General features: G+C 71.5%; 22 protein-coding genes. 12 read left to right on the top strand and 10 right to left on the bottom strand.

All coding sequences use genetic code 11. The features are described from left to right. Positions 1-439: 439 nt before the first annotated feature. The 5 genes from ABD256_RS42385 to ku all read right to left on the bottom strand — a co-directional run bounded on the left by ABD256_RS42385 (position 440) and on the right by ku (position 3,563). Complete coding sequence (locus tag ABD256_RS42385; RefSeq protein WP_344431775.1) at positions 440-1,060, bottom strand: LysE/ArgO family amino acid transporter; 621 nt, start codon at positions 1,058-1,060, stop codon at positions 440-442. Continuing rightward, complete coding sequence (locus ABD256_RS42390; RefSeq protein ID WP_344431777.1) at positions 1,057-1,797, bottom strand: helix-turn-helix domain-containing protein; 741 nt, start codon at positions 1,795-1,797, stop codon at positions 1,057-1,059. Before ABD256_RS42390 ends, ABD256_RS42385 begins: the two co-directional genes overlap by 4 nt. Before the next feature lie 385 nt (positions 1,798-2,182). Continuing rightward, positions 2,183-2,308, bottom strand: coding sequence for a hypothetical protein (locus tag ABD256_RS42395; protein ID WP_344431779.1), 126 nt, complete (start codon positions 2,306-2,308; stop codon positions 2,183-2,185). A gap of 44 nt (positions 2,309-2,352) precedes the next feature. Beyond that, complete coding sequence (locus tag ABD256_RS42400; RefSeq protein ID WP_344431781.1) at positions 2,353-2,556, bottom strand: hypothetical protein; 204 nt, start codon at positions 2,554-2,556, stop codon at positions 2,353-2,355. A gap of 128 nt (positions 2,557-2,684) precedes the next feature. Beyond that, positions 2,685-3,563: a non-homologous end joining protein Ku gene (gene ku / locus ABD256_RS42405; protein ID WP_344431783.1), complete on the bottom strand. Its 879-nt coding sequence runs from the start codon at positions 3,561-3,563 to the stop codon at positions 2,685-2,687. A 302-nt stretch (positions 3,564-3,865) separates the two neighbouring features. Between ku and lysA the strand changes: the two genes are divergently transcribed. Further along, on the top strand, positions 3,866-5,182 hold the full coding sequence (gene lysA, locus ABD256_RS42410) for a diaminopimelate decarboxylase (protein WP_344431785.1): 1,317 nt from the start codon (positions 3,866-3,868) through the stop codon (positions 5,180-5,182). 96 nt (positions 5,183-5,278) lie between these two features. Here lysA and ABD256_RS42415 read toward each other — a convergent pair whose 3' ends face one another. Beyond that, positions 5,279-6,199 (bottom strand): DMT family transporter, encoded by a 921-nt coding sequence (locus ABD256_RS42415; protein WP_344431787.1) that lies wholly within the window; start codon positions 6,197-6,199, stop codon positions 5,279-5,281. A gap of 125 nt (positions 6,200-6,324) precedes the next feature. Between ABD256_RS42415 and ABD256_RS42420 the strand changes: the two genes are divergently transcribed. Further along, positions 6,325-6,891, top strand: a complete 567-nt coding sequence (locus ABD256_RS42420) for a superoxide dismutase (RefSeq protein WP_344431789.1) — start codon at positions 6,325-6,327, stop codon at positions 6,889-6,891. Between the two features lie 37 nt (positions 6,892-6,928). Here the strand turns inward: ABD256_RS42420 and ABD256_RS42425 are convergent, their stop codons facing one another. Beyond that, complete coding sequence (locus tag ABD256_RS42425) at positions 6,929-7,129, bottom strand: hypothetical protein (RefSeq protein ID WP_344431790.1); 201 nt, start codon at positions 7,127-7,129, stop codon at positions 6,929-6,931. Between the two features lie 348 nt (positions 7,130-7,477). Between ABD256_RS42425 and ABD256_RS42430 the strand changes: the two genes are divergently transcribed. From ABD256_RS42430 to cobF, 5 genes are all read left to right on the top strand, one after another. Further along, complete coding sequence (locus tag ABD256_RS42430; protein ID WP_344431792.1) at positions 7,478-8,074, top strand: hypothetical protein; 597 nt, start codon at positions 7,478-7,480, stop codon at positions 8,072-8,074. A gap of 82 nt (positions 8,075-8,156) precedes the next feature. Next, a complete protein-coding gene (gene dusB, locus ABD256_RS42435; RefSeq protein WP_344431794.1) occupies positions 8,157-9,293 on the top strand; it encodes a tRNA dihydrouridine synthase DusB in 1,137 nt (378 codons plus the stop codon). 239 nt (positions 9,294-9,532) lie between these two features. Then, positions 9,533-9,829: a hypothetical protein gene (locus tag ABD256_RS42440; protein WP_344431796.1), complete on the top strand. Its 297-nt coding sequence runs from the start codon at positions 9,533-9,535 to the stop codon at positions 9,827-9,829. Beyond that, entirely contained in the window at positions 9,826-10,080 is a 255-nt protein-coding gene (locus ABD256_RS42445) for a hypothetical protein (protein WP_344431798.1), read from the top strand. The genes ABD256_RS42440 and ABD256_RS42445 overlap by 4 nt, the downstream gene beginning before the upstream one ends. Before the next feature lie 6 nt (positions 10,081-10,086). Then, positions 10,087-10,851, top strand: coding sequence for a precorrin-6A synthase (deacetylating) (cobF, locus tag ABD256_RS42450; RefSeq protein WP_344431800.1), 765 nt, complete (start codon positions 10,087-10,089; stop codon positions 10,849-10,851). On the opposite strand, the gene ABD256_RS42455 is transcribed toward cobF, so the two are convergent. Further along, the gene (locus tag ABD256_RS42455) at positions 10,817-11,410 is read right to left on the bottom strand and encodes a TetR/AcrR family transcriptional regulator (protein WP_344431801.1); all 594 of its coding nucleotides are present in this window, start codon (positions 11,408-11,410) and stop codon (positions 10,817-10,819) included. The genes cobF and ABD256_RS42455 overlap by 35 nt on opposite strands. A gap of 60 nt (positions 11,411-11,470) precedes the next feature. Between ABD256_RS42455 and ABD256_RS42460 the strand changes: the two genes are divergently transcribed. Beyond that, a complete protein-coding gene (locus tag ABD256_RS42460; protein WP_344431803.1) occupies positions 11,471-12,640 on the top strand; it encodes an MFS transporter in 1,170 nt (389 codons plus the stop codon). Here the strand turns inward: ABD256_RS42460 and ABD256_RS42465 are convergent. Then, the gene (locus ABD256_RS42465; RefSeq protein WP_344431804.1) at positions 12,594-13,787 is read right to left on the bottom strand and encodes an alpha/beta hydrolase family protein; all 1,194 of its coding nucleotides are present in this window, start codon (positions 13,785-13,787) and stop codon (positions 12,594-12,596) included. The two genes, ABD256_RS42460 and ABD256_RS42465, sit on opposite strands and share 47 nt — an antisense overlap. 183 nt (positions 13,788-13,970) lie before the next feature. Here ABD256_RS42465 and ABD256_RS42470 point away from each other — a divergent pair, with 183 nt between their 5' ends. From ABD256_RS42470 to phoU, 4 genes are all read left to right on the top strand, one after another. Next, the gene (locus ABD256_RS42470; protein ID WP_344431806.1) at positions 13,971-17,024 is read left to right on the top strand and encodes a patatin-like protein; all 3,054 of its coding nucleotides are present in this window, start codon (positions 13,971-13,973) and stop codon (positions 17,022-17,024) included. 56 nt (positions 17,025-17,080) lie between these two features. Further along, positions 17,081-17,668, top strand: a complete 588-nt coding sequence (locus ABD256_RS42475; RefSeq protein WP_344431808.1) for a GGDEF domain-containing protein — start codon at positions 17,081-17,083, stop codon at positions 17,666-17,668. Positions 17,669-17,908: 240 nt separating this feature from the next. Next, positions 17,909-20,110 carry an LCP family protein gene (locus ABD256_RS42480; protein ID WP_344431810.1) on the top strand — a complete coding sequence of 734 codons (2,202 nt, stop codon included), beginning with the start codon at positions 17,909-17,911 and terminating at the stop codon, positions 20,108-20,110. Between the two features lie 87 nt (positions 20,111-20,197). Continuing rightward, positions 20,198-20,866: a phosphate signaling complex protein PhoU gene (phoU, locus tag ABD256_RS42485; RefSeq protein ID WP_344431812.1), complete on the top strand. Its 669-nt coding sequence runs from the start codon at positions 20,198-20,200 to the stop codon at positions 20,864-20,866. A gap of 349 nt (positions 20,867-21,215) precedes the next feature. Here phoU and ABD256_RS42490 read toward each other — a convergent pair whose 3' ends face one another. Beyond that, the gene (locus tag ABD256_RS42490) at positions 21,216-22,130 is read right to left on the bottom strand and encodes an EamA family transporter (protein WP_425546617.1); all 915 of its coding nucleotides are present in this window, start codon (positions 22,128-22,130) and stop codon (positions 21,216-21,218) included. Positions 22,131-22,404: the final 274 nt, after the last annotated feature.

Below are 22,404 nucleotides of genomic sequence, written 5' to 3' on the forward strand. Positions count from 1 at the left end.
CCAAAACCTCACCTGCACACCACGCGGCAACCGCGCCCGAACCACCATCACAACCTCCGATCACAACCGGTGTTGCAACGACCCCATGAACCCAAGCCCCCTTCGGGGCATGCGCGGCGGAACAGAGCAGGCCCACAAAACCCCATCCGCGGCATTCACGCCCAGGAAAGCCCCTTTCGGGACACCAGTGCGGACACGAGAAAGAGGGCACGAGCTGCGAATCCCAGCCCATTCCCCGAAGGGCACCTTCAGGGAATCTGACGCCCCAATCTCGCCCCTCACGGCGCGCGGCACGGCGACGCGGCACGGCGACGCGCATGCCCCGAAAGTCGCCTTCGCGGCGCCAGATTCCCCCAAGGGCCCCTTCGGGGCATGCACGGCGGACCTCGCCGACCTCTACCGGAGCATCCGTTCGGGGCACGGCGCGCACCGCACCCGCTCAGGTCACCAGGCGGATCGCGAGTGCGATGACCAGTGCGCTCGAAGCGGTCGCGGTGACGAGGCGGCCGCGGCTTCCCGTGAGCACCTTGCCGAGCAGCGCGCCGCCGCAGGCGAGCAGCACCTGCCAGCTCGCCGACGCGACGAACGCGGCGAGCACGAAAACCGCCTGCTCCCCGGGGTTCCCGGTCATCGCGGCCGAGCCGCCCAGCACGAGCGCGGTGAAGTAGACGACGGTGAGCGGGTTCAGCGCGGTCATCCCCAGCAGCCCGAAGTACGCCCGCACCGGACCGATGGCCGTCACCTCGATTTCGTCACGCGAACCCGTTCGGTACCGGCGCACCGCGGCGATCCCGGTGCGCAGCGCCAGTACGACGAGCACGAGCGCGGAGGCCCAGCGCAACGGGAGCAGCACCGGCGCGAGCAACCGCGCGGCCGCCGTCCCGCCGATCATCGCGACCAGCGCGTACAGGCCGTCGGCGCTCGCCACCCCGAGTGCCGCGCCGATCCCGGCCCTGAGCCCGGTGCGCGCGGTCAGGGAGACCAGGTACGCCGAGACCGCGCCGACCGGGATCGCGATGCCGTACCCCGCGAGCAGGCCCGCCACCACGGCGGCGGTCATGCGCCCGGCCGCACCGTCCTTTCCGGACGGTCCTGCTGCCGTCCGCGCCCGGTCACGTCGGCACGGGATCGCGGCGGGGCGGGAGTCGTGGTCATACCGGGATCATCCGGCGCGCCGTCGGGCGCGCGCAACGAGTTTTCCGTTGTGGACGGACGAGCCCGGCGCGCGCGGTAGGCGCGTTGCTGGCAGGCGTGCGAGCAGTACTTGCGAGGTCGCCCCCGAGTGGACTGGAGCACGGGCCTGCCGCAGCTCGCGCACAGGTTTTCGGCACGATCGGTCCGTTTTACGTCACTCCGGCCCGCTCGCGCGGCCGCCACGAGGCTGCTCGGGTACGCCTGGCCGCGCGGGGTGTTCAGGACGAGGTCGGCGTCGAGGTACGAGCACCGCGCCATGTCGTCGGTGGTGCACCGCAGCAGGTGGTTCAGGTACCCATGGGCGGCGCGCAGCTCCGCGAGCTGCTGCTCGATGCGCACGACCTGGCCGCGGACCGTGCGTCGCCACGCCCGCAGGCCCGCATTGCCGGAGGCGACCACCGCGGCGGCTTCGAGCGGCATGCCCCCGGTCACGCAGCAGAGGTAGGCGAGGCCGATCCGGCGGAGGTCCAGCTCGCGGTACACCCGCTTCCCGCCGTCGCGCTCCGGCGGCGCGAGGACGCCCTGGCTTTCCCACCACCGCAGAGTGGACGGCGACAGCCCGAAAAGGGCGGCGGCTTCCCCGATCCCCACCGAGTCGTTCATGGCTTCCTTTGACATCAAGTCGACTTGAGCACCCAAGATTAGGTTTGCCTACCTTAACTGGCAACCCTCCGGCGAGGGGACCCATGACCGCGGCGGAACCGATGACGCGTACGGAAGAGCCACCGAGGTGTGGGCCTGGATCGCCGCCGGAGCGGCGGGACGCTGCTGCGCCTCGTGCTGCTCGGGCTGTCATCGCAGGTCGGTCACCACGCGTCCGCGCTCGACCCGGAGAACGAAAGCGCGATCAGCCAGGCGATCGGAACCCCACACCACGAACCGGTAGCGCCGCCGCGCCCCGGAACGCGTTGACCGGTCGCGTGTGGACAGACGACACGTGCGCCTGCTGCGGCCCGGATGGCGCCGCGGTTCGCGCCGGTAACGCGGCTCAGCCGTTGACGAACTCCCTGTTCTTGGCGTCGTAACGGGTTCCCGCGACGGTGTCCGCGGCGGCGTCGATGGCGTCGATGGCGGCGAGGTCCGCCGCGGGCAACTCGATCGAGGCGGCGGTCATGCGGTCGGCCGTATGGGCTGGAGCGCGCTCCAGGTCAACCCGTTTCAGGAGGCGCGGCGGAGCGGCTCGGCGCGATCGGGGACGTGGCAGTCGCAGGCGCCGAGGAACTCGCAGTCCACGATCAGGGTGTGGCGGACACGGTCGAGATCGGCGCAGTTCGCGTCGGTGCAGTCCAGCGCGCCGCCGACGTGCACGACGAGCGTTCCGTGGCAGTGGTCGAGGCCGTTGCCGCAGGTCAAGCAGTCCATACCGTGTCCTTTCCCGACTCGGTGTAGTGCTTTCCCCACTCTTGGTACCACCGGGGGACGACAGAGTCTGACACGTCGTCGGCGTGTCGTGTCCTGGACCCCGGGTGATCGTCAGTGCACGCGCTGTGTCAGGCGGTCTTGCTGCGGCGCTTCTTCACGGCCGCGTCCGTCTTCGCCGCGTCCTCGCCGGTCTTGGCCTTCGCGGGCGCCTTGCGCTTCGCGGGCTTGCGGGTCTCCTTGGCGGCGCTGACGCTCGCCTGGAGCGCGCTCATCAGGTCGACGACCTCGGCCTTGCCGGGTGCCTCCGGCGGTGCCGTGGTTTCGTTGCCGCTGGCCTTGGCCCCGATCAGGGCTTCGAGGGCCTCGCGGTAGCTGTCCTGGTACTTGCCGTGTTCGAAGACCGGTTCCGACATCGAGTCGATCAGTGAACCCGCCATGGTCAGCTCCTGCGGGCGGATCTGCGGGACGTCCTCGTCGAGGAAGCCGAACTCGGGGGTGCGGACCTCGTCCGGCCACAGCATCGTGGTCATCACCAGCAGGTCCGAGTGCACGCGGAGGATCGCGAGCGATTCGCGCTGGCGGAGCGCGACCTTCGCGATCGCGACCTGCCCCGACTTGTGCAGGGCGTCGCGGAGCAGCACGTACGGTTTCGCGGCGGCCTTCTGCGGCTCGATGTAGTACGTGCTGTCGTAGTAGATCGGGTCGATGGCTTCGAGCGGGACGAACTCGAGCACGTCGATCGCACGGGACGTGGGCAGCGGCAGCTCCGCGAAATCGGCGTCGGTGAGCACGACCATGCCCCCGTCGGGCAGCTCGTAGCCCTTCGCGATCTCCGCGTAGGGCACTTCCTTGCCCTCCGCCGAGCAGTACCGCTTGTACTGGATGCGCGCGCCGTCGGCCTCGTGCACCTGCCGCAGGCTGACGCTCTTGTTCTCCGTCGCCGTGTACAGGTTCACCGGGATGGTGACCAACCCGAAGGACACCGACCCCTTCCACATCGACCGCATGACACTTCCGCCTTCCGCCGGTGCCCACCATCGCACAGAAAGTCGCAGGTCACGACCCTACGCCAGGAGCGGGGCCGCCACCAGCCGCGATGATCCGGCCCCCTCCTCGCACGGCGAGCGGCCCCGCCGGGACGGGAGCCGGTGAGGTGTGGCGGCGGCCACCGGGACCTCAACAGCGCGTCAACGCGGTGCTCCGCCGCGTCATGACCACGTAGGCGCGGTGCCCGCGAACCGCGCGGCGGCGTTGTGCTGGCAGTGCCGGGAAACACGGCAGGACACACCGCCGAAACGTGGAGGAAATCGTGACGCTCGCGGACATTTTGCCCAGTCTCGCCTGCGCGGAACCGGAACTGGTGTTCGCCGGGGCGCCGGTCGGCAGGCTCGCCGCCCGGTTCGGCACCCCGGCCCACTTCATCGACGAGGACGCCGTGCGCTCCCGTGCGCGTGCGTACCGGGAAGCGCTGCCGGACGCCGAAGTCGCGTTCGCCGGCAAGGCGCTCTGCACCGCGGGCGTGCTGCGCTGGATCGCCGAAGAGGGGCTGTCGCTCGACACCTGCTCGGCGGGCGAGATCGCGATGGCCCGTTCCGTCGGCTTCCCCGCGGAACGCATCCTCCTGCACGGCAACGCGAAGACGCCGGAGGACTTCAAGGCCGCGATCGAGTACGGGGTCGGCCGGATCGTGGTCGACTCGCTCGACGAGATCGCCCAGCTCGGGCCGCTCGCACGGGCGGGCCAGCAGGTCATGATCCGCGTGACTCCGGACGTCGCGGCGGACACGCACGCGGCGATCAGCACCGGCACGGAGGGCCAGAAGTTCGGGTTCTCGCTCGACCGCTCGGTACCGGAGAACCTCGACCGCGCGGTCGCCGCGGTGCTCGCCCAGCCGAGCCTCCGCCTCACCGGGCTGCACTGCCACATCGGGTCGCAGGTGTCGCGTGTGGACAGGTTCGAGCTGGCGGCCCGCAAGATGGCCGCGACACTCGCGCACGTCCGCGAAACCTTCGGCGTGACGCTGCGCCAGCTCGACCTCGGCGGTGGCCACGCGGTCGCCTACCGCGAGGGGGACCCGGAATTCGACCTCGGCGGCTACGCGCGCCGGATCAGGATCGCGCTCGCCTTCGAGTGCACCCGGCACGGGCTTCCCTTGCCGCGCTTGACGATCGAGCCGGGCAGGGCGATCGTCGCGAGCGCGGGGATGACCGTGTACCGGGTATGCTCGGTCAAACGCGGCAGCCGCACCTTCGTCGCCGTCGACGGCGGGATGAGCGACAACCCGCGGCCCGCGCTGTACGGCGCGCGTTACCACGCGCGGCTCGTTCGCGGTCACACCAAGGCTTCGCACGTGCCGATGTCCGTGGTCGGCAGGCACTGCGAGTCCGGTGACGTGCTGGCCGAGAACGTCCCGCTGCCCTCGGACGTGCACGCGGGCGACCTGATCGCGGTGCCGTGCACCGGGGCCTACCACCATTCGCTCGGCTCGAACTACAACCTGGTCGGCAGGCCGCCGGTGGTCGGCGTCCGCGCCGGGACCGCGACCGTGCTCGTCCGCAGGGAGTCCGAGGACGACCTGCTGCGCCGCGAATGCCCGGCGGGGATGCCGGTCGAAATCACCGCGTGACTCCCTTGTGGACAGTGCGGGGCCGGTGCGGTGAGCAGCTCCGGCACGTGCGGGTCAGCCGCTGGTTCGCGGTCTCGCCGGGACCGTTCGCTTCGGTCACAAGGCAGGCTCCAGCACCATCGGCCGCTTGCGCGCCTTTTCGTGCCAGCCGAGCGCGGTCACCGACACGACCACCACCGCCAGCCCGAGCCACTGCGTCGCGCTGAGTTCGGCGTCCAAAAAGGATACCCCGATGACGGCGGCGGTGGCCGGGAAAGCCAGCTCGGCGAGGGTGGCGCGCGAGGCAGGGGTGGACCGGAGCCCGACGTAGTAGAGGCTGAGCGCGAGCAACCCCGGAACGAACGCCAGCAGCACCAGGCCGAGCGCGTTGTGCCAGCCCACCGCGAACGAAGCGCCCTGCACGGCCACGATGATCGCGGCCACCGGCAGGCCGGCCGCGAACCGGAGCACCGTCACGTCGCGCGGCGCGAGCTTCGTCGAAACGAGCCTGCCGAGCACGGTGCCCGCGGCCCACAGCACCGCCGCGCCGATCGCGAGCAACGCGGTGCGCGCCGCCGCGACCTTGATGTGCAGCGGGTCCGCGAACGCGAGCAGCCAGGCGCCGATCAACGCGGGCACCGCGAACACCGCGTAGCCGATCCTGATCCGCTCGCCGAGCACGAAGAACGCGGCCACCACCGCGAACACCGGCTGGAGCTTCTGCAGCACCAGCGGGGTCACCGGGTCGCCGGTCTTGAACGCGGCGGTGAACAACGCGGTGGCGAGCGCGGAGGAGCCTCCCCCGATCACCACCACGGCGAGCCATTCGCGCGCGGTGGCCCTGCGCAGCGCGCGGATCGCGGCGGGCAGGAACGGGCTCATCACCAGCACGACCAGCAGGTGCTCCCAGAACACCACGGTGCCCGACGGCAGTGCTTCGGCGAGCGGGAGGCGCAGCAGTCCGTCGGTGCCCCACAGCGCGGCGGCCACGGCGACGAGCCACGTTCTGTCAGGGGACCCTTCCCGTAACGAGTTCACGGGCTTCAGCCTAGAACCCGCGGCGACCACGGACCGTCATCAACGTCGGGACTTCGTCACACCATAGGTTGGGAATAACGGCCGGAGCTTGGCACCGGTGGCGGCCGACCGGATAGAGAGGGACCATGCGATTCCTCCCCGCCGCCCTGTCCGCCCTCGCGCTGACCGCGTTCGCGGCCACGCCTGCCGACGCGACCCCGGCGTCGACCATCCACACGGTTTCCGTGCACGGGACCTTCGGCGCCTACCGGCCCGGCGCCACCGCCAGCACCTACCAGCCCGCGCTCGTCCCCCCTGGTTCGTCGGCGCACGTGTTCTCGATCTCCTCCGGCACGCTGGGCACCAGCACGGCGCTGGCCGTCAGCGGCCTCGTGCCCGGCCACCACTACGGCGCCCACGTGCACACCAAGCCGTGCGGCGCGACCGGCGACGCCGCGGGTCCGCACTACCAGTTCGCCCAGGACCCGGTGACCCCGTCGGTGGACCCGGCCTACGCGAACCCGCGCAACGAAATCTGGCTCGACTTCACCGCGGACGCCACGGGCACGGGCTTCGCGCGCTCCCGCGTCGGCTGGCAGTTCGGCGAACGGCGCGCCGGATCCGTGGTGATCCACGAATCGCACACGCACACCGATCCCGGCCACGCCGGTACCGCGGGTGCGCGCCTCGCCTGCGTGACGGCCGCCTTCTGAGCCCGCGGGGCCGTTCCGCCCGGAACGGCCCCGCGCTTCAGGCCCTGGATCGCCGCCGGCCGGGACTTCGCACGAGCCGCAGCACCGCGAGCGCGCGTTCACCGCGTTCGCCGGGCACCAGCACGGCGACCGCTCCCGCGACCACGAGCAGGACGGCCGACGGCCCGAAGCGCAGCAGCAGCGCGACCGTGGCGATCGGGACGGGGGCGTCCAGAAGGATCTGGGCGAATCCGGGCATGCGCGTTCTCCCTCGCAGGGCGCAGGGAAAACCCGGCGCCCACAGAAGAAGGAACGCCTGTACCTCCACGGCGAGCCGATCCCCCGGTTTCTCGGCCACCGAATCAGGGACAGACGACCTCTGACGCCGTCCAGTGTTGCACGAGGAACACCGCTGCTGACAGGGCCAATTCGGGACGTGGCCAGGATTGCCCGCTGCCGCGAACCGCACCCGCCGATGGCCGTCGGGACATCGGCGGGTGTCGGAAACACCCTCCCCGCGCCGGGCATCGCGTGCACGGGCAACCCGCGCTCCGGTCACGCGTCGCAAGTCGTGAATGACCCGACTTGGCCAGGTGGTGGTGTTGCCGTGCGAAACCGTCCCGCCGTGCCGTGGATCGTCGGCGGTATCGCGTCGCTCTGCGTGCTGTACGCGCTCACCAAGTGGGCGGAGCAGCTGGTGTGGGTGCTGACCGGGTGCGCCGCCGGATTCGGCAACCCCGGCACGACCGGGCGGCTGGCCGGTGGGTACTGCGTGCTGTCCGGCCGGGAGCCGCTGGTCGGCATCCCCTGGCGCGAGGACCTCTGGATCACGGTGCTGCTGGGCGTCGGCCTGGCCTGCCTCGGGGTGGCCGCACTGGTCCGGCGGCGGTCGACATGGCCGGCGGCGCTGGCTGTTCCCGTGCTGCTGTACGCCGGGTTTTCGATGGCCGCGCGCAGTCATCAGCGCGCCGACGGCCACTTCGTGAGCTACCTCGCGAACCCGGCCGGGAGCCTCGGCTGGAGCGCCGTGCCCAACGGGTGGGAGCTGCACTTGACCGGAGGGCACCTGTTCGTCCCGGACATCGGCACGGCCCCGCTCGGCAGCACCATGCTGGGCGGCCTGGCCGTGCTCGTACTGGTGGCCCTGCGCTGGCACGCGCCGGTGCCCGCCGCGCCCCGCGAACTGATGGCCACCGGGGCATGACCGAGAGCATTCGGCGGGGTGCACCCGGCAGTGTCGGCAACCCCGTGTCGATAGGGTCGCGATCACGGCGGACAATGGGGGCGTGACCGCCACCTTGACCAAGCCCGACCTGCGGATCGGGCCCTACCGGGTCGACCCGCCGGTCGTGCTCGCGCCGATGGCGGGCATCACCAACGTCGCCTTCCGGCAGCTCTGCCAGGAGTACGGCGCGGGCATCTACGTCTGCGAGATGATCACCGCGCGGGCCGTCGTCGAACGGCATCCCGGCACCATGCACATGATGACCTTCGGCGAACACGAAAAGCCCAGGTCCATGCAGCTCTACGGTGTCGACCCGAAGACCATGCGCGAGGCCGTCAAGATCATCACCGGCGAGGGCCTCGCCGACCACGTCGACAGCAACTTCGGCTGCCCGGTCAGCAAGGTCACCCGCAAGGGCGGCGGCGCCGCGCTGCCCTACAAGCGCAAGCTGTTCGCCGACATCGTGCGCGAATCGGCCGCCGCCGCCGCCGAGGCGGGGGTGCCGTTCACGGTCAAGTTCCGCGTCGGCATCGACGACGACCACCTCACCTACCTCGACGCGGGCCGCATCGCCGAGGCCGAAGGCGCGGCCGCCGTCTCGCTGCACGCGCGCACCGCCGCCCAGCGCTACTCCGGCAAGGCGGACTGGTCGAAGATCGCCGCACTGAAGGAGGCCGTGACCGGCATCCCGGTGCTCGGCAACGGCGACATCTTCACCTCCGGCGACGCGCTGCGCATGATGGCCGAGACCGGTTGCGACGGCGTCGTCGTCGGCCGCGGCTGCCTCGGCCGCCCCTGGCTGTTCGGCGAACTCGAAGCCGCCTTCGCCGGACGGGAAATCCCGGCGGGCCCCGACCTCGGCGAGGTCGCCCGCGTCCTGCGCCGCCACGCCGAGCTGCTCGTGCACCACGACGGCCCGGCCAAGGCCATGCGCGACCTGCGCAAGCACATGGCCTGGTACTTCATGGGCTTCCCCGTCGGCTCCGAACTGCGCCGCGGCTTCGCCATGGTCTCCAGCCTCACCGAACTCGACGACCTCATCGGGCAGCTCGATCACGACGCCCCGTTCCCCGAAGCCGCCGAAGGACCCCGCGGGCGCCAGGGCTCACCCGGCAAGGTCACCCTCCCGCACGGCTGGCTCGACGACCCTGACGACGGCTGCGTCCCCGAAACCGAGGACATGCACTCCGGCGGCTGAGCATTCCGCGACCACGGGCGAAGCGAAGGCCAACGATTCAGCCACAAGGCGTCGGTGACCTCGACGCCCGCGTTCACGTCGTCGCTCGACGGCACGGTGACGGTGGTGACCAGGTGCCTCGAATGACAAGCACCGGCCCGGCACGACGGCGGACGCGCGAAGTACGGCTGGGCCGGGGCAACCTGGCGGGGCCTTCCGGCGTGATCAGCACACGATCCACCGGACATGGGGGTAGACAAATGCGGGCGAACACAGCTCTCGCGGTACTCGCCGCCGGTTTCCTGGCGCTGAGCCCGGTCACCGCGGCCGCCGAAACCAGCACACCGCCGACAACACCGCCGCCGGGGCAGCAGGTGGACAAGGTGCAGGTCACGCTCACCCCGTCCAGGGGAGTGCCCGGCACCAAGGTGGTGGCCGCGCTGACGCCGTGCGGCTACGCGCAGGTGAAGTCCGACGGCGTGGACCTCGGCTTCACCGGGAGCAGCGGGCAGGTGAGCGGCACGGTCCGGACGCGAAGCCGGGCAGGTACCTGGTGACGGTCTACTGCAGCTACGCCAACACGCCGCACTACGGTGTCGGGACAGCCTGGTTCACCGTGCTGGACCCGAATCCGCCGCACACCGGCCCCTCGACGCCGCCGAAAGAGCCGAAGGCGCCGTCAGTGCCATCAGCGCCGTCAGCGCGGTCAGTGCCGTCAGCGCCCCAGGAACCGAAGCCGGGCAAGCAGGTCACCAAGGTCCCGGTCGGCGCGGCACAGACCGGCGACGGCACCCTGGCCGTACCGTGACCGGTTGTGGCCGGCCAGAAACGTCTCTCCGTCATCGGGATCGGTGCCGGGGATCCTGAGCACCTGACCCTGCAGGCGGCGCGCCGCCTCGCCGAGATCGACGCGTTCTTCCTGCTGGACAAGGGATCCGGGAAGCAGGACCTGGCGAAGCTGCGCGAGGACATCCTGGATCGCCATGCCGCGCGCGGATACCGCGTGGTGCGCGCGACGGATCCCGGACGTGACCGCGACCCCGCCGACTACCGGGCCACGGTCCACGAGTGGCACGAGCGGCGCGCGGACCTCTACGAGGCGTTCCTCCGCGACGAACTGGCCGACGGCGGCCACGGCGCGATCCTGGTGTGGGGAGACCCGGCGCTCTACGACAGCACGATCGCGATCCTCGACGCGGTGAAACGGCGTGACGCGGTGGCCTTCGACTACGAGGTGCTTCCCGGTGTCAGCAGTGTTTCCGTGCTCGCCGCCCAGCACCGGACGGCGTTCAACCGGATCGGCACGGCGGTCCAGATCACCACCGGAAGGCGCCTGGCGGAAGGGTTTCCCGAAGGCGTCGACGACGTGCTCGTGCTGCTCGACGCGCACTGCGCGTTCCAGCGGTTCACGGGCGAGGACCTGGAGATCTTCTGGGGCGCCTACCTCGGCACGCCGGACGAGATGCTGGTCGCGGGGCCGCTGGCCGAGGTCTCCGGGCAGATCGTGGCGGCGCGCGCGGAAGCACGGGAGCGCAAGGGCTGGATCATGGACGTGTACCTGCTGCGACGGCGGCGCTGACGAGCAGTTCGGCGGCCGCGCGGGCATCCGCACCGGCCGCGGGCTCACCGTCGATCGCGGTCACCACGCTGGCGCCTTCGATGAGCAGGAGCAGGTGCCGCGCGAGCGCGGGCGCGTCCGGGACGGGCAGTTCGGCGAGCCGCGCTTCGAGCAGCTCCCGGTACCGGACGAGGTGGCGGCGGGCGATCTCCGCGACGGCGGGCTCGGCTCGCGTGTCGGTGACCGTGTTGACCACCGCGCAGCCCTGGTAACCGGGCTGCGCGAACCACTCGATGAGCAGATCGAACACGGACAGCACGCGCGCCGGACCGCCCGGGGCGTCCGCCGTCCTGCGTTCGAGCCAGGCGTGGATCCGGTCGCTGTGCTCGGCGAGCATGGTTCTGACCAGTTCGTCCTTACCGGGGAAGTACTTGTACAGGCTGAGTTTCGAGGCGCTGGCGCGCGCCGCGATCTCGTTGACCCCGACCGCGTGCACACCCTTGCGGTAGAAGAGTTCGGTCGCGGTTTCGAGGATCTTCACGCGCGTCGCGACCGGGTTGGGCGGTGCTCCGGCGGCCATGCCCAGAACAGTACCACTCGGTACTGTACGCGGACAGTACCGATCTGTACTGTCCGTCGCGTGGACGCCTTACCCGACACCCCCGTGCGGCGGCTCTGGGCCGCGGTGCTGTGCGGCTACCTCGCGCTCGGTGCGACGCTGCAGGAACTCCCCGGCTACCTGACCGGCACGTTCGCCGCCGGGCCCGCGATCACCGGCCTCACCGTCGGCGCCGCCTTCGCCGCGACGGCGGTCACCAGGCCCTTCGCCGGGCGCGCCGGTGACGCGGGGCTCGCCCGGCTCGTGGTGATGACGGGTGGCGCGCTGACCGCGGTGGCCGCCCTGGGACACCTGCTCGCCGGGAACGTCGTGGTGCTGCTCGTGGCCAGGCTGGTGATGGGCGCGGGCGAGGGCGCGCTGTTCTCCGCGGCACTGCCGTGGGTGCTCTCGCGCGCGCCTGCCGGACTTCGCGGGCGGGTCACCGGCTGGTTCGGCCTGTCGATGTGGGGCGGGCTCGCGTGCGGGCCGCTGCTCGCGGTCGGCTTCCACGAGCTGGGCGGCTCGACCGCGGTGTGGTGGCTCGTGCTCGCGCTGCCGCTGGCGTCCACCGCGCTGGTCGCGACGACCCCGCGCGCCACCGGCGAACGCACGCGGCTCCGGCCCACGAGCTGGCGCGACCTGGTGCCGCGCGGGGTCGGGGCCACTGGCACCTGCCTCGGGTTCGCCGCGTACGGCTACGGCACGCTCACCGCGCTGCTGGTGCTGCACCTGACCGTGGACGGGATCGGCGGCGAAAACCTCGGCCTGGCGGTGTTTTCGGTGGCGTTCCTCGTGGTGCGGGCCGCCGGGAGCCCGCTGGTGGACCGGCTCGGCGGGGTCCGGGTCGCGCAGGCGGTTCTCGTGGTGGAGGCGGCGGGGCTGGTGCTGCTCGCGACGGCGGCCACGAGCGCGGTGGCACTGGCGGGCGCCGCGGTCACCGGTGCCGGGCTCAGCCTGATCTTCCCGTCCACCGCCACCGTCACGCTGGGCCGCACCGGCGCGCTGCGGCCGGGGGTCGCGGTCGGCGCGATAACCTCCTGCTGGGACCTCGGCATCCTCGCCGCGGGCCCGCTCGGCGGACTGGTCGCGGACCGGTACGGCTACCGGCCCGCGTTCCTCGTGGCAGCGGGCGTGGCCCTCGCGGCGTTCGCGTTGACGGCCACGCTCACTGTCCCCGGTCGAACTGGTCGACGATCCGGGGTATCGCGGTGAAGGCGGTGCCGAAGTGGTCCTTGTGACCGACGTTCAGCACCCGCGCGCGAGCGCCTTCGGCGCGGAGATCGCGTTGGCAGTGCACCGAATTCGCGACCGGCACGTCCGTGTCGGCGGTGCCCGCGTAGAGCGGAACAGGCACCGGCGGCCGCCAGTCGCACGCTCCGTCGCTGGCGTGCGCGGCTTCGAGCAGCCCGCCGGACGGATGCCGCAACCGCGAGAGGTAGGCGTCGGTGAACAAGTCAGAAGGCTTGGCGGGCAACGTTTTCGCGATCACGTCATCATCCGTCGAGCCGTCGAACAGCTTTTCGATCGTCGACGCGTACGGTGCCTTGAAGACCTCCGCCGGGTTCGAATAGATGTGGTGCGCGCGGTTCATCGCGACGGTCCAGTACGACAGGTAGAACACCGCGGCGCCGGGTGACACCGAACCGTCGAAGACGCCGGGCAGCTCCGCGCCGAGCACGTCGTACGGGCCGCTGACCGGTGCGAGCGCGCCGAGTGCGAACCGGCCGTCCACACCGGACCGCAGGGCCCGCCCGAGCACCATCGCGGCCTGACCGCCCTGCGAGAACCCGGTCACCCGCACCTTCGGGTCGAGCGCCTTCGCCTGCCGCCGCGCGAAGGAACGGGCCGCGCGCAGCATGTCCACCGACGCCGACGTCTCGGTCGCGCTGTCCAGGTAGGGGTGGAAACCGGGGCCGGTGCCGAGCCCGAGGTAGTCCGGCGCGACGGTGGCGTACCCGGCCGCGGCGAAGGTGTAGGCGGCGGGGCGGTCGGCGTTGTGCGCGTCGACGCTGGCCACGGCGCGCTTCCCCACCCGCGTGCCGTGCAGGTAGGCGACCGTCGGCAGCACGTGGGGGCCGCCGTCCGGGAGCGCGACCAGCCCGCTCGCCGTCGTCGGGCGCCCGCGCCCGTCGATCGTCCGGTATTCCAGGCGGTAGGCGTTGACGCCGTGGCGCACGTGGTCCGCGCCGAACGGCGAAGCGGCGAGCTGGGCGCGGGTGGCGTCGAGCGACAGCGTTTCGACCGGCGTGGCCGAGAGCAGCGCACCCCGCGCGGGGGCGGCGGAAGCGGGCACGGTGACCGCGGAAAGCACGGCAGCCGCGGCGAGCACGGCCACGAACGAACGGAAGGGTTTCGTCATGCACCGGATACTGGCGCTTCGCGGTACTGTCGCCCATCCGGTCGCCCGGCCAACGGCAGGTGGGGCGCGCCCCACCCGGCTGCCCCTTCGGGCGGCGAAGTCCACCCGAACAGCGGGTGCGAACGGCCGCACCGGAAGTGGATCGTCTCTGCTGGACTGATCGTCCGTGATCTGGGAGGCGCCGTGCCCGAACGAACCCTGTGGCCGCAGGAGATCCGCATCGCGATGACGATGGTCGGCGGAGCCAGCCTCGCGGTGTGGATGGGCGGGGTGGCCACCGAGACCTCCGCGCTGCTGCGCGCCTCCAGGGACCGCGGTGACGCCACCGCATACGGAAAGCTGCTGAGATTCCTCAACGCCACGGTGTCCCTCGACGTGCTGACCGGCACGAGCGCGGGCGGGATCAACGCCGCCTGCCTGGGGTTGTCCGAAGCCTACCGCTCGTCACCGGCCTCGCTGCGCGACATCTGGCTCGAAACCGGCTCGCTCGACAACCTCGTCCGCGACCCGTCGGAGCCGGAGCCCCGTTCGGTCCTCGACGGCGACCGCGTGCTGCTCGGCGGGCTGCGCACCGCGCTGCGCGGGATCGTCGGCCGGCAGGACACCCCGGTGAACCCGGACGTCACGGTGCTGCTCACCGGCACCATGATCGACGGCGAGACGACCAGGTACGACGACGCGCTGGGCAATCTGATGCGCGACACCGAGCACCGCCTGCTCTTCCGGTTCGAGCGGGACCTGTGGCAGGGCAACGTGTTCGACCCGCTCGCGCTGGCCGCGCGGTGCAGCGCCTCGTTCCCCGGCGCGTTCGAGCTGGCGAGGATGCCGGTCGGTTCCGGCGCCGACGACGCGCACCCGGACATGGCGGCGTTCACCGACGCGACCAGATCGCACTGGCTCACCGACGGCGGGGTGCTGCTGAACAAGCCGATCGGCCCGGCGCTGCGCGAGATCTTCGAGCGCAAGTCCGAAGAGGACGTTCGGCGGCTGCTGCTCTACGTGGTGCCGAGCGGGGAGGACGAGGCGAAGAAGGTACCGGTCGACGCCGCGAACCCGCCGTTGCTCGCCGGCGCGCTCGGGCACGTGCTGACGGCGTTGACGAGCCAGACCATCAGCGCCGAGCTGGACGAGCTGACCCGGCACAACGACGCCGTGGTCAGGGCGCGCGCGACCCGGGTTTCGCTGGCGGGCATCGGTCTTCGCGACCGGTCGCGGCCGCTCGTCGACGAACGGCTGTTCGCCGCGTACCGCGCCAGGCGGGTGCAGACCGACGCGGCAGCGCTCGTGCGCGCGGCGACCAGGCTCCTCGACAGCCGCGCGGGGATGACGCAGGTGCGCCAGTGGACCTCCGGGGTGTCCGGGAACCTGCGCGCCGCGGCGGCCGAAGGACTGCGCCACCGGCTTCCCGTGCAGATGCCGCCCGCGGAATGCGGTTTCGCCGACCTCTCCGGGTATCGCACGAGCGCGGTCGACGACGCGGTGGCGACCGGACTGCAGCTCGTCAACGCCGGATTCCGGTTGCTGCCAACGGAAGCACAGGTCACCGCGCTGAACTCGGCTCGCGGGAAGCTGCACGACGCGCGGCTCAAAGCGGCGCGGAAGCAGCGGATGACGGAGTGGCTGAAGACCAGGACCTCGCCCGCGCTCACCGAGGACCTGGTCACCTGGATCACCGGGCTCGCCGAGGAATGGGCCACGGACGGCGTGCTCACCGAGGACACGGACCCGTGGCCGGAAATCGTCGCGGTGCTGGCCGAACTGGCGCCGGCTCTGCGCCTGCTGACCGCGTCGGAAACCGTGGTGCCGCCGCATCTCAAGCAGTCCTACGACGAGGGTGCCGACACGATCACCACCCTGCTGGACTGGCTCGGCCTGCCGGGCGGCGAAGCGGCGGCGGTCAACGCCAGGCTGCTCGACCTGCACATCGCGGCGGGCGGGCTGCTCGCCCAGCCGCCGTCGGTCGACCAGCGGGTGGACCTGGTGCAGGTCAGCGCGGACACCAGGAGCCTGCTCGACCTCAAGCGGCGCGACGCGAAGGACAAGCTCACCGGGATGCAGGCCAACGCGTTCGGCGCGTTCTACAAGGCGTCGTGGCGGGCGAACGACTGGATGTGGGGCCGCGTCGACGGCGCGGGCTGGCTCATCCAGTGCGTACTGGACCCGAAGCGGCTGCTGCTGCTCCGCGAACTGAGCGGCGACGGGTTCGCGGCGAAGCTCGAACAGACCTTCACCGAGATCGGCTGGCAACCGCCCGGTGCGGCCGACGACCTCCCGCAGTCCGAAATGGACGGTCTGAACGCGCAGCTCGCCGCCGAACTCGCCTTCCTCGGCGTCGGCCCGGATCTCAAACCGCTGGCGGCGGCACCGGCCGAGCCGCCGCCGATGCCGGTGAGCATGCCGGTCACCGCGATGGTGCTGGCGCGCTCCCGTCAGCTCCAGATCGCCGCCGAGGAACTGCCCGTGGTGGCCAAGTGGTCCGCGACGGACGCCATGGAGGCGAAGGCGAACGGGGTGCACGCGCAGGACTTCCGCGATCTGATGCGGTCCTCGCCACCGGCGGACCCGGCGAGCACGGCCGCCGCGTTCCGCCGGTGCGAAGTGTCGAAGGAGACCTTCGGCACCGAACGCGGCTCGACCCTGCTCACCAGGACGCTGATCAAGACCGGCGCCGCCGGGATGAACGCGGCGGCGGGCGCGGCCGACATGCCCGCCGCGGTCAAACCCGTCGCGGGGTTCGCCAGGGGCGCCGGGAAGGCCGCGTGGTGGATCACCCAGGGCGCGGCGAACCTCCGCGCGCCGTGGAACCTGATCGCCGGCGTCGTCGCCGTGGTGCTCGGGCTGGTGCTCGGGGACCGCCCGAGCGACGTGCTGCAGTTCACCGGGCTCACCCTCGCCGCGGGCGCCGCGGTCTTCCTGGCCGCCGGCATCCTGACCCTGCGGCGCAACGCCAGGATGCTGCTGTCCCTGCTCGGCGCGCTGGCAGGCGCGGCACTGCTGTTCGCCGCGTACGTGCCGGGGCTGCGCGACGTCTTCTTCGGCTGGCTCGGCGACGCGATGGACCGCTGGCAGCATGGCGGCCTCGCCTGGCTGTGGATCATCGTGAGCGCGCTGCTCGTCCTGCCCGCCGTGGTGACGCCGTTCACCGCGCTCACCAAGCGCGCGAGGAAGAAGCGGGCGCACCTCGGCGCGAAACCGACTACTGAGGGTTCCAGTGAGCGAGTCGCGTCGACCACTTGAGCGATATTCACTTTCCGCTCGGTCGACACCTCAAGCGAGCGTCCTGATCGGACGACATGAGGAAGGTGACGGACCTGCTCGGACTGCACGAGTCGGTCGCCGACATGTTCGCTTCGCAAGGAGAATGGCGCCGCGCCTACGAACACCTGCGCGCCGCGCTGGACAGCGCCCGCGAGGAGAACCTCCGCGACGCGCTCACCGGCGCCTACAACCGCCGCTACCTCGACCAGCGGCTGCGCACCACCTCCGGCGAGGTGGCCATCGCACTGGTCGACCTCGACCTGTTCAAACGCGTCAACGACACGTTCGGTCACCTCACCGGTGACCGCGTGCTCCAACAGGTCGTCGCGCTGCTGCAGCGCGACCTCCCGCACGACGCGTTCTGCGCGCGCTACGGCGGCGAAGAGTTCGCGCTGATCCTGCCCTGCCCCGGCGCCGAAGCGGTGGTCGACGCGGCGCGGACCCGCGTCGCGCGGCACCCGTGGTTCCGGCTCACCACCGGCCTGTCCGTGACGGTCAGCATCGGGATCGCGCGGGACCTCTCGGACGCCGACGAGCTCCTATACGTCGCCAAGCGGGCCGGGCGCAACCGCGTCGCGTATCGAGTTCAGGGTGAGATTCGTCTCATCCATGACTCAGTGTAGCGAAAAACGGCACATACCCCATCCAACGGACGCTCGTGATCATCGGAACGTGGCAACGCGCCGAATAAGTCGCACTGTGCGTAAAAAAAGTCACGGGAGGGTGTCGTCAGGAACGGGGGGTATCCGTACGATAACGATGCTCAACCCGGCCGGGAGAAGCGCTTGATAACGGATGCGGCTTTCCGGCGATGAACCCCTGAAGACACGTGGGACGTGTACTGCGACAGCGGAAGGAGACCGGTGCCAGAAGATCACTCCGACGGCTCCGGCCCCCGACCGGGCGGTCACACGTCGCGCTCGATCCCGCGGCGCGCGGCGAACCGCGAGGGCCTCGGCAGGCAGACCGGGGGCGGGAAGCGCCGCCGGTCCATGGACACCTACGGCGGGATCAGCGTTTCCGAGGTCGTCGCGCGGAACTCCGGTGAGCACCCGCTGCCCCCGCGCCCCACCCAGCCGCCGAGGTCGGCCCAGCCGCCCCAGAGCTCCGGTGCGGCACCGGTGCCGCCGAAGCAGCGCAAGCCGGCACCGCGCCCGCCCGCCGACGCGCCGCCCCAGCGCAGAACGCCGTCCGACCGGCGCGCGCAGCAGGATCCGCCGACGCAGCGCAAGGCCGTGCCGCCGGACGCGGGCAGACCGCGCCCCCAGCGCACCGCCCCGCCCGCGGCACGCAGACCGGCGGCGCCGCGTCCCGCCCCCGGCGGCGCCCAGCCATCGGGCAGGCAGCCCCGGCCGGACCGGCAGCAGCCATCCGGCCGCGCGCCCCGGCCCGCCCCGGCACCGCCTTCCGCCTCCGTGCCATCCGGTCCGCCATCCGGTCCGCCATCCGGTCCGCCATCCGGTCCGCCGCCCGCGGCGCCGCCGGGCCCGCCGCCCGCCGAGGCCGCGCCGGGCGCCGAGGCCACCCGGCAGGTGCCCCGCAAGCCGCAGCCGTCCCGCCCGCCGCGCAGGCCCGCCGCCGAACGGCCACCGGTCGACCGCCTCACCATGACCGACCAGATGGAGCCGGTCGACGAGGCGACGATGTACCGCCGCAAGATCGACGACTCGCTCGCCCGCTTCTCCGCCGCGCACGACGACGCCGCCGCCGAGGAAGAACGGCGCAAGAGCCGTCGCGAGCGGTTGGCCGCACGCCCGGCGCAGCTGCTGGAGCAGACCAGGACGAAGCTCCAGCGCGTCGTGATGAACTCCGACGAGGAGCGGACCCGCTTCACGCCCGCCGCGCGCCCGCCGCAGCCCGAGGCGTCGGCCCCGGCCCCGGCGGAGGAAGACGCTTCCACGGCACCGAAAACGCGCCTGCAGGAGAAGAAGCAGCGCCGCTCCGACCGGTCGATCCTCGGCGGCCGGATCGCCGCCGCGGTCGTCGCGGGCCTGGTCTTCCTCGCCACCGGCGCCGCCTGGGGCACCAAGACCTGGTTCAACGCGCAGTTCAACCAGATTTCCGCGCTCGACGAGGATTCCAAGGACATCCAGAACGGCGCGGGCCAGACCGGCGACGAGAACTTCCTGATCGTCGGCTCGGACAGCCGTGCCGGCGCGGACGCCGAAGAAGGTGTCGGCGACGCGAACGGCATCCCCGGCGCGCGCTCGGACACCGTGATGCTCGCGCACATCCCGGCCGACCGGCAGCGCGCCGTCGTCGTCTCGTTCCCGCGCGATCTCGAGGTGACGCGACCGGAGTGCAAGCGGTTCAACGGCGAGACGAACCAGTACGCCGAGCAGACCACGCCGCAGGCGAAGCAGGTGAAGCTCAACACCGTCTACGGCCTCGGCGGGCCGACCTGCCTGACCAAGTGGATCCAGCAGTTGTCCGGGCTGAAGATCAACCACTTCATCGGCATCGACTTCAACGGGTTCAAGGGCATGGTCGACGCCGTGCACGGGGTGGAGGTACACCTCGACCGGCCGATCAAGGACACCACGCTCGGCAACATCTTCCCGCAGGCGGGCGATCTGACCCTGACCGGCGACCAGGCGTTGAACTACGTCCGCGCCCGGCACGTCACCTGGGACCCGTCCTCGGACTACGGCCGGATCAAGCGGCAGCAGTCCTTCATCTCGTCGCTGCTGAAGAAGACGATGTCGCGCGACGTCCTCCTCGACCCGGGGCAGCTTTCGGGGTTCGTCACCTCGTTCGCCAACGCGACCTTCGGCGACAACATCGGCATCGACCAGCTCATGACGCTCGCGCAGTCGATGAAGGGCCTCGACCCGGCGAAGGTCAACTTCCTGACCGTGCCCACCGTCGGCAAAGGGGCCAACTCGCGCGGCAACGAGGACCTCGTCCCGTCGAAGGCCAAGGCGCTGTTCGAGGCACTGATCGCGAACGGCCCGCTGCCCTCCGACAAACCGGCCGGAGCCGGGTCGGCGGCACCGGGACAGGGTGACTCGGGGCAGGCCGCGCCTGGTCAGGCCCCGCCGGGGCAGGCGAAGCCGGAATCCTGACCCGGCCAGGGAATTCGTTAGTCCGGGTTCATGTGCGGTTCACCCTGCGATGCGGTGTTCGGGTGCCCGGCCCCGTAAGGTGGCCGCATGCGCGAGGCTTATCACGTCGAACTCGAACAACTTGCTGAGCACCTGGCCGCGATGTCGGTCCAGGTAGCCGAAGCCATGGAACTGGCGACGAAGGCGCTGCTCGAAGTCGACCTCGGGCTGGCGGAGCAGGTGATCAGCGACGACGCCAAGGTGGACGACGCCCGCGCCGACTGCGAAGAGCAGGCCTACGCGCTGCTCGCCCTGCAGGCACCGGTCGCCACCGACCTGCGGACCGTGCTCGCCGCCATCCACGCGGCGGAAAGCCTCGAGCGGATGGGCGATCTCGCGCTGCACGTGGCGAAGGCCGCCCGCCGCCGCCACCCCGAGCCGGTGCTGCCGGAGTCGGTTCGCCCGTACTTCGCGGAAATGGGCGATTTCGCGGTGAAACTGGCGCGCCGGACCGAAGAGGTCATCAAGACCAAGGACGTCGCCGCCGCGCGCACCCTGGAGTCCGACGACGACCAGGTCGACGACATCCACCGCCACCTGTTCAGCGTGATCATGGACCGCGACTGGCCGCACGGCGTCGCCACGGCCGTCGACGTGACGCTGCTGGGCCGGTTCTACGAGCGCTTCGCCGACCACGCGGTCTCGGTGGCGCGCCGGATGGTCTTCGTGGTCACCGGCAAAATGCCAGGCTACGGCCCGGAAACCGACGAGCTGTAGTTTTATCGCGTGTCAAAATTTGCGCTGCCGGGGGCGCTGCTCCCAGCTCGACCCGCCGGTGAGTTGCGTCTGGCGCCCCCGCCATCGCAAATTTAGAGGGCCTGGCGGCCCTGCACGCGACCTGAACGCTCCCCGCCGCGCGGGGCGCGTCGGCTCGCCGGTGCCTGGCCGGGTTGGCAATGACCGCGCCTTCGGCGCGGGCCTCGCGGCACTCGGGGGTAGGCGGGCGAGCGGCACTCGGGATGCGGGCGGGCGAGCGGCACTCGGGATGTGGGCGGGCGAGTGGCACTCGGGGGTAGGTAGGCGAGTGGCGTTTGGGGTGTGGGTGGGCGAGGTAGGGCTGGGGGGGTCATACCTCCGGGGTGTTTTTGGTGGAGCGGGTGGCGCCGGTGGAGGCGGCGACGACCAGGCATACCGCGATCCATTGCGGGGTCTTCAACGTCTCGCCGAGCACCACGAGCCCGGCGAGCGCGGCCACCGCGGGCTCCAGGCTCATCAGCACGCCGAACACGCGCGGCGGGATCGTGCGCAGCGCTTCGAGTTCGAGCGAGTACGGCACCACCGACGACAGCAACGCGACCGCGAGCCCGATCAGCAGCACCGACGGGTGCAGCAGGCCCGCACCGGATTCGATGATGCCCGTCGGCATCACGGCGATCGCGGCCACCGACATCGCGAGCGCGAGCCCGTTGCCCTCGGAGGTGCGGTTGCCGAGCGCCGCGGTGAGCAGGATGTAGAGGCCCCAGCAGGTGCCCGCGGCGAGCGCGAACAGCAGGCCGGTGAAGGAGAGATCGCCACGGGTCTCGGTGAGCAGCACGACCCCGCCCGCCGCGAGCAGCGCCCACAGCGCGTCGAGCAGCCTGCGCGACCCGGCGAGCGCGACGACGAGCGGGCCGAGGAACTCGATGGTCACCGTGATCCCCAGCGGGATGCGCGCGATGGCCTGGTAGAAGCACAGGTTCATCACGCCGAGCACGACGCCGTAGGCCAGCACCACCGGCAGCGCACGCCTGCCGATGCGCAGCGAAGGCCGCCACAGCAGCATCAGGACGACCCCGGCGAAGAACAGGCGCAGCGCGACCGTCCCCGCCGCCCCGGCGACCGCGAAGAGCTGCTTCGCGAGCGCGGCGCCGACCTGCACGCTGAAGATCCCGATGAGCACCTGCAACGGCGGCGGCACCGCCCCGATGGACCGCCCCGCGAGCGCGATCAGCCGCGGCCGCGGCAACGCCCGCCCGCCCGGGTCCGTGTACACCGAAACCACGCTCGCACCCTCCTCACCCGAAGATCTGGCACGACCGTACAACCCGGCACCGACAATATTGCTTGTCGGTCGTCAGAATGGCGCCACCAGGGCGCGCACCCAGGTAACCCACCTTCGCTCCCACGCCCTGAAGGACCGGCCCGCCACCACGAGCCCCCCTAGCCCGCCCGCCTACCCCCGAGTGCCGCGAGGCCCGCGCCGAAGGCGCGGTCATGCAAAACCCAGCCACCCACCGGCGAGCCGACGCGCCCCGCGCGGCGGGGAGCGTCTCGGT

The sequence above is a fragment of the Amycolatopsis minnesotensis genome (assembly GCF_039529815.1).
Lineage (GTDB): Bacteria > Actinomycetota > Actinomycetes > Mycobacteriales > Pseudonocardiaceae > Amycolatopsis > Amycolatopsis minnesotensis.

Coding starts and splice junctions, on each gene's coding strand:
- ABD256_RS42385 (WP_344431775.1), bottom strand. CDS start 1,060: ATGACCGCCGCCGTGGTGGCGGGCCTGCTCGCGGGGTACGGCATCGCG.
- ABD256_RS42390 (WP_344431777.1), bottom strand. CDS start 1,797: ATGAACGACTCGGTGGGGATCGGGGAAGCCGCCGCCCTTTTCGGGCTG.
- ABD256_RS42395 (WP_344431779.1), bottom strand. CDS start 2,308: ATGACCGCCGCCTCGATCGAGTTGCCCGCGGCGGACCTCGCCGCCATC.
- ABD256_RS42400 (WP_344431781.1), bottom strand. CDS start 2,556: ATGGACTGCTTGACCTGCGGCAACGGCCTCGACCACTGCCACGGAACG.
- ku (WP_344431783.1), bottom strand. CDS start 3,563: ATGCGGTCGATGTGGAAGGGGTCGGTGTCCTTCGGGTTGGTCACCATC.
- ABD256_RS42420 (WP_344431789.1), top strand. CDS start 6,325: ATGCGATTCCTCCCCGCCGCCCTGTCCGCCCTCGCGCTGACCGCGTTC.
- ABD256_RS42425 (WP_344431790.1), bottom strand. CDS start 7,129: ATGCCCGGATTCGCCCAGATCCTTCTGGACGCCCCCGTCCCGATCGCC.
- ABD256_RS42440 (WP_344431796.1), top strand. CDS start 9,533: ATGCGGGCGAACACAGCTCTCGCGGTACTCGCCGCCGGTTTCCTGGCG.
- ABD256_RS42455 (WP_344431801.1), bottom strand. CDS start 11,410: ATGGCCGCCGGAGCACCGCCCAACCCGGTCGCGACGCGCGTGAAGATC.
- ABD256_RS42465 (WP_344431804.1), bottom strand. CDS start 13,787: ATGACGAAACCCTTCCGTTCGTTCGTGGCCGTGCTCGCCGCGGCTGCC.
- ABD256_RS42475 (WP_344431808.1), top strand. CDS start 17,081: ATGAGGAAGGTGACGGACCTGCTCGGACTGCACGAGTCGGTCGCCGAC.
- phoU (WP_344431812.1), top strand. CDS start 20,198: ATGCGCGAGGCTTATCACGTCGAACTCGAACAACTTGCTGAGCACCTG.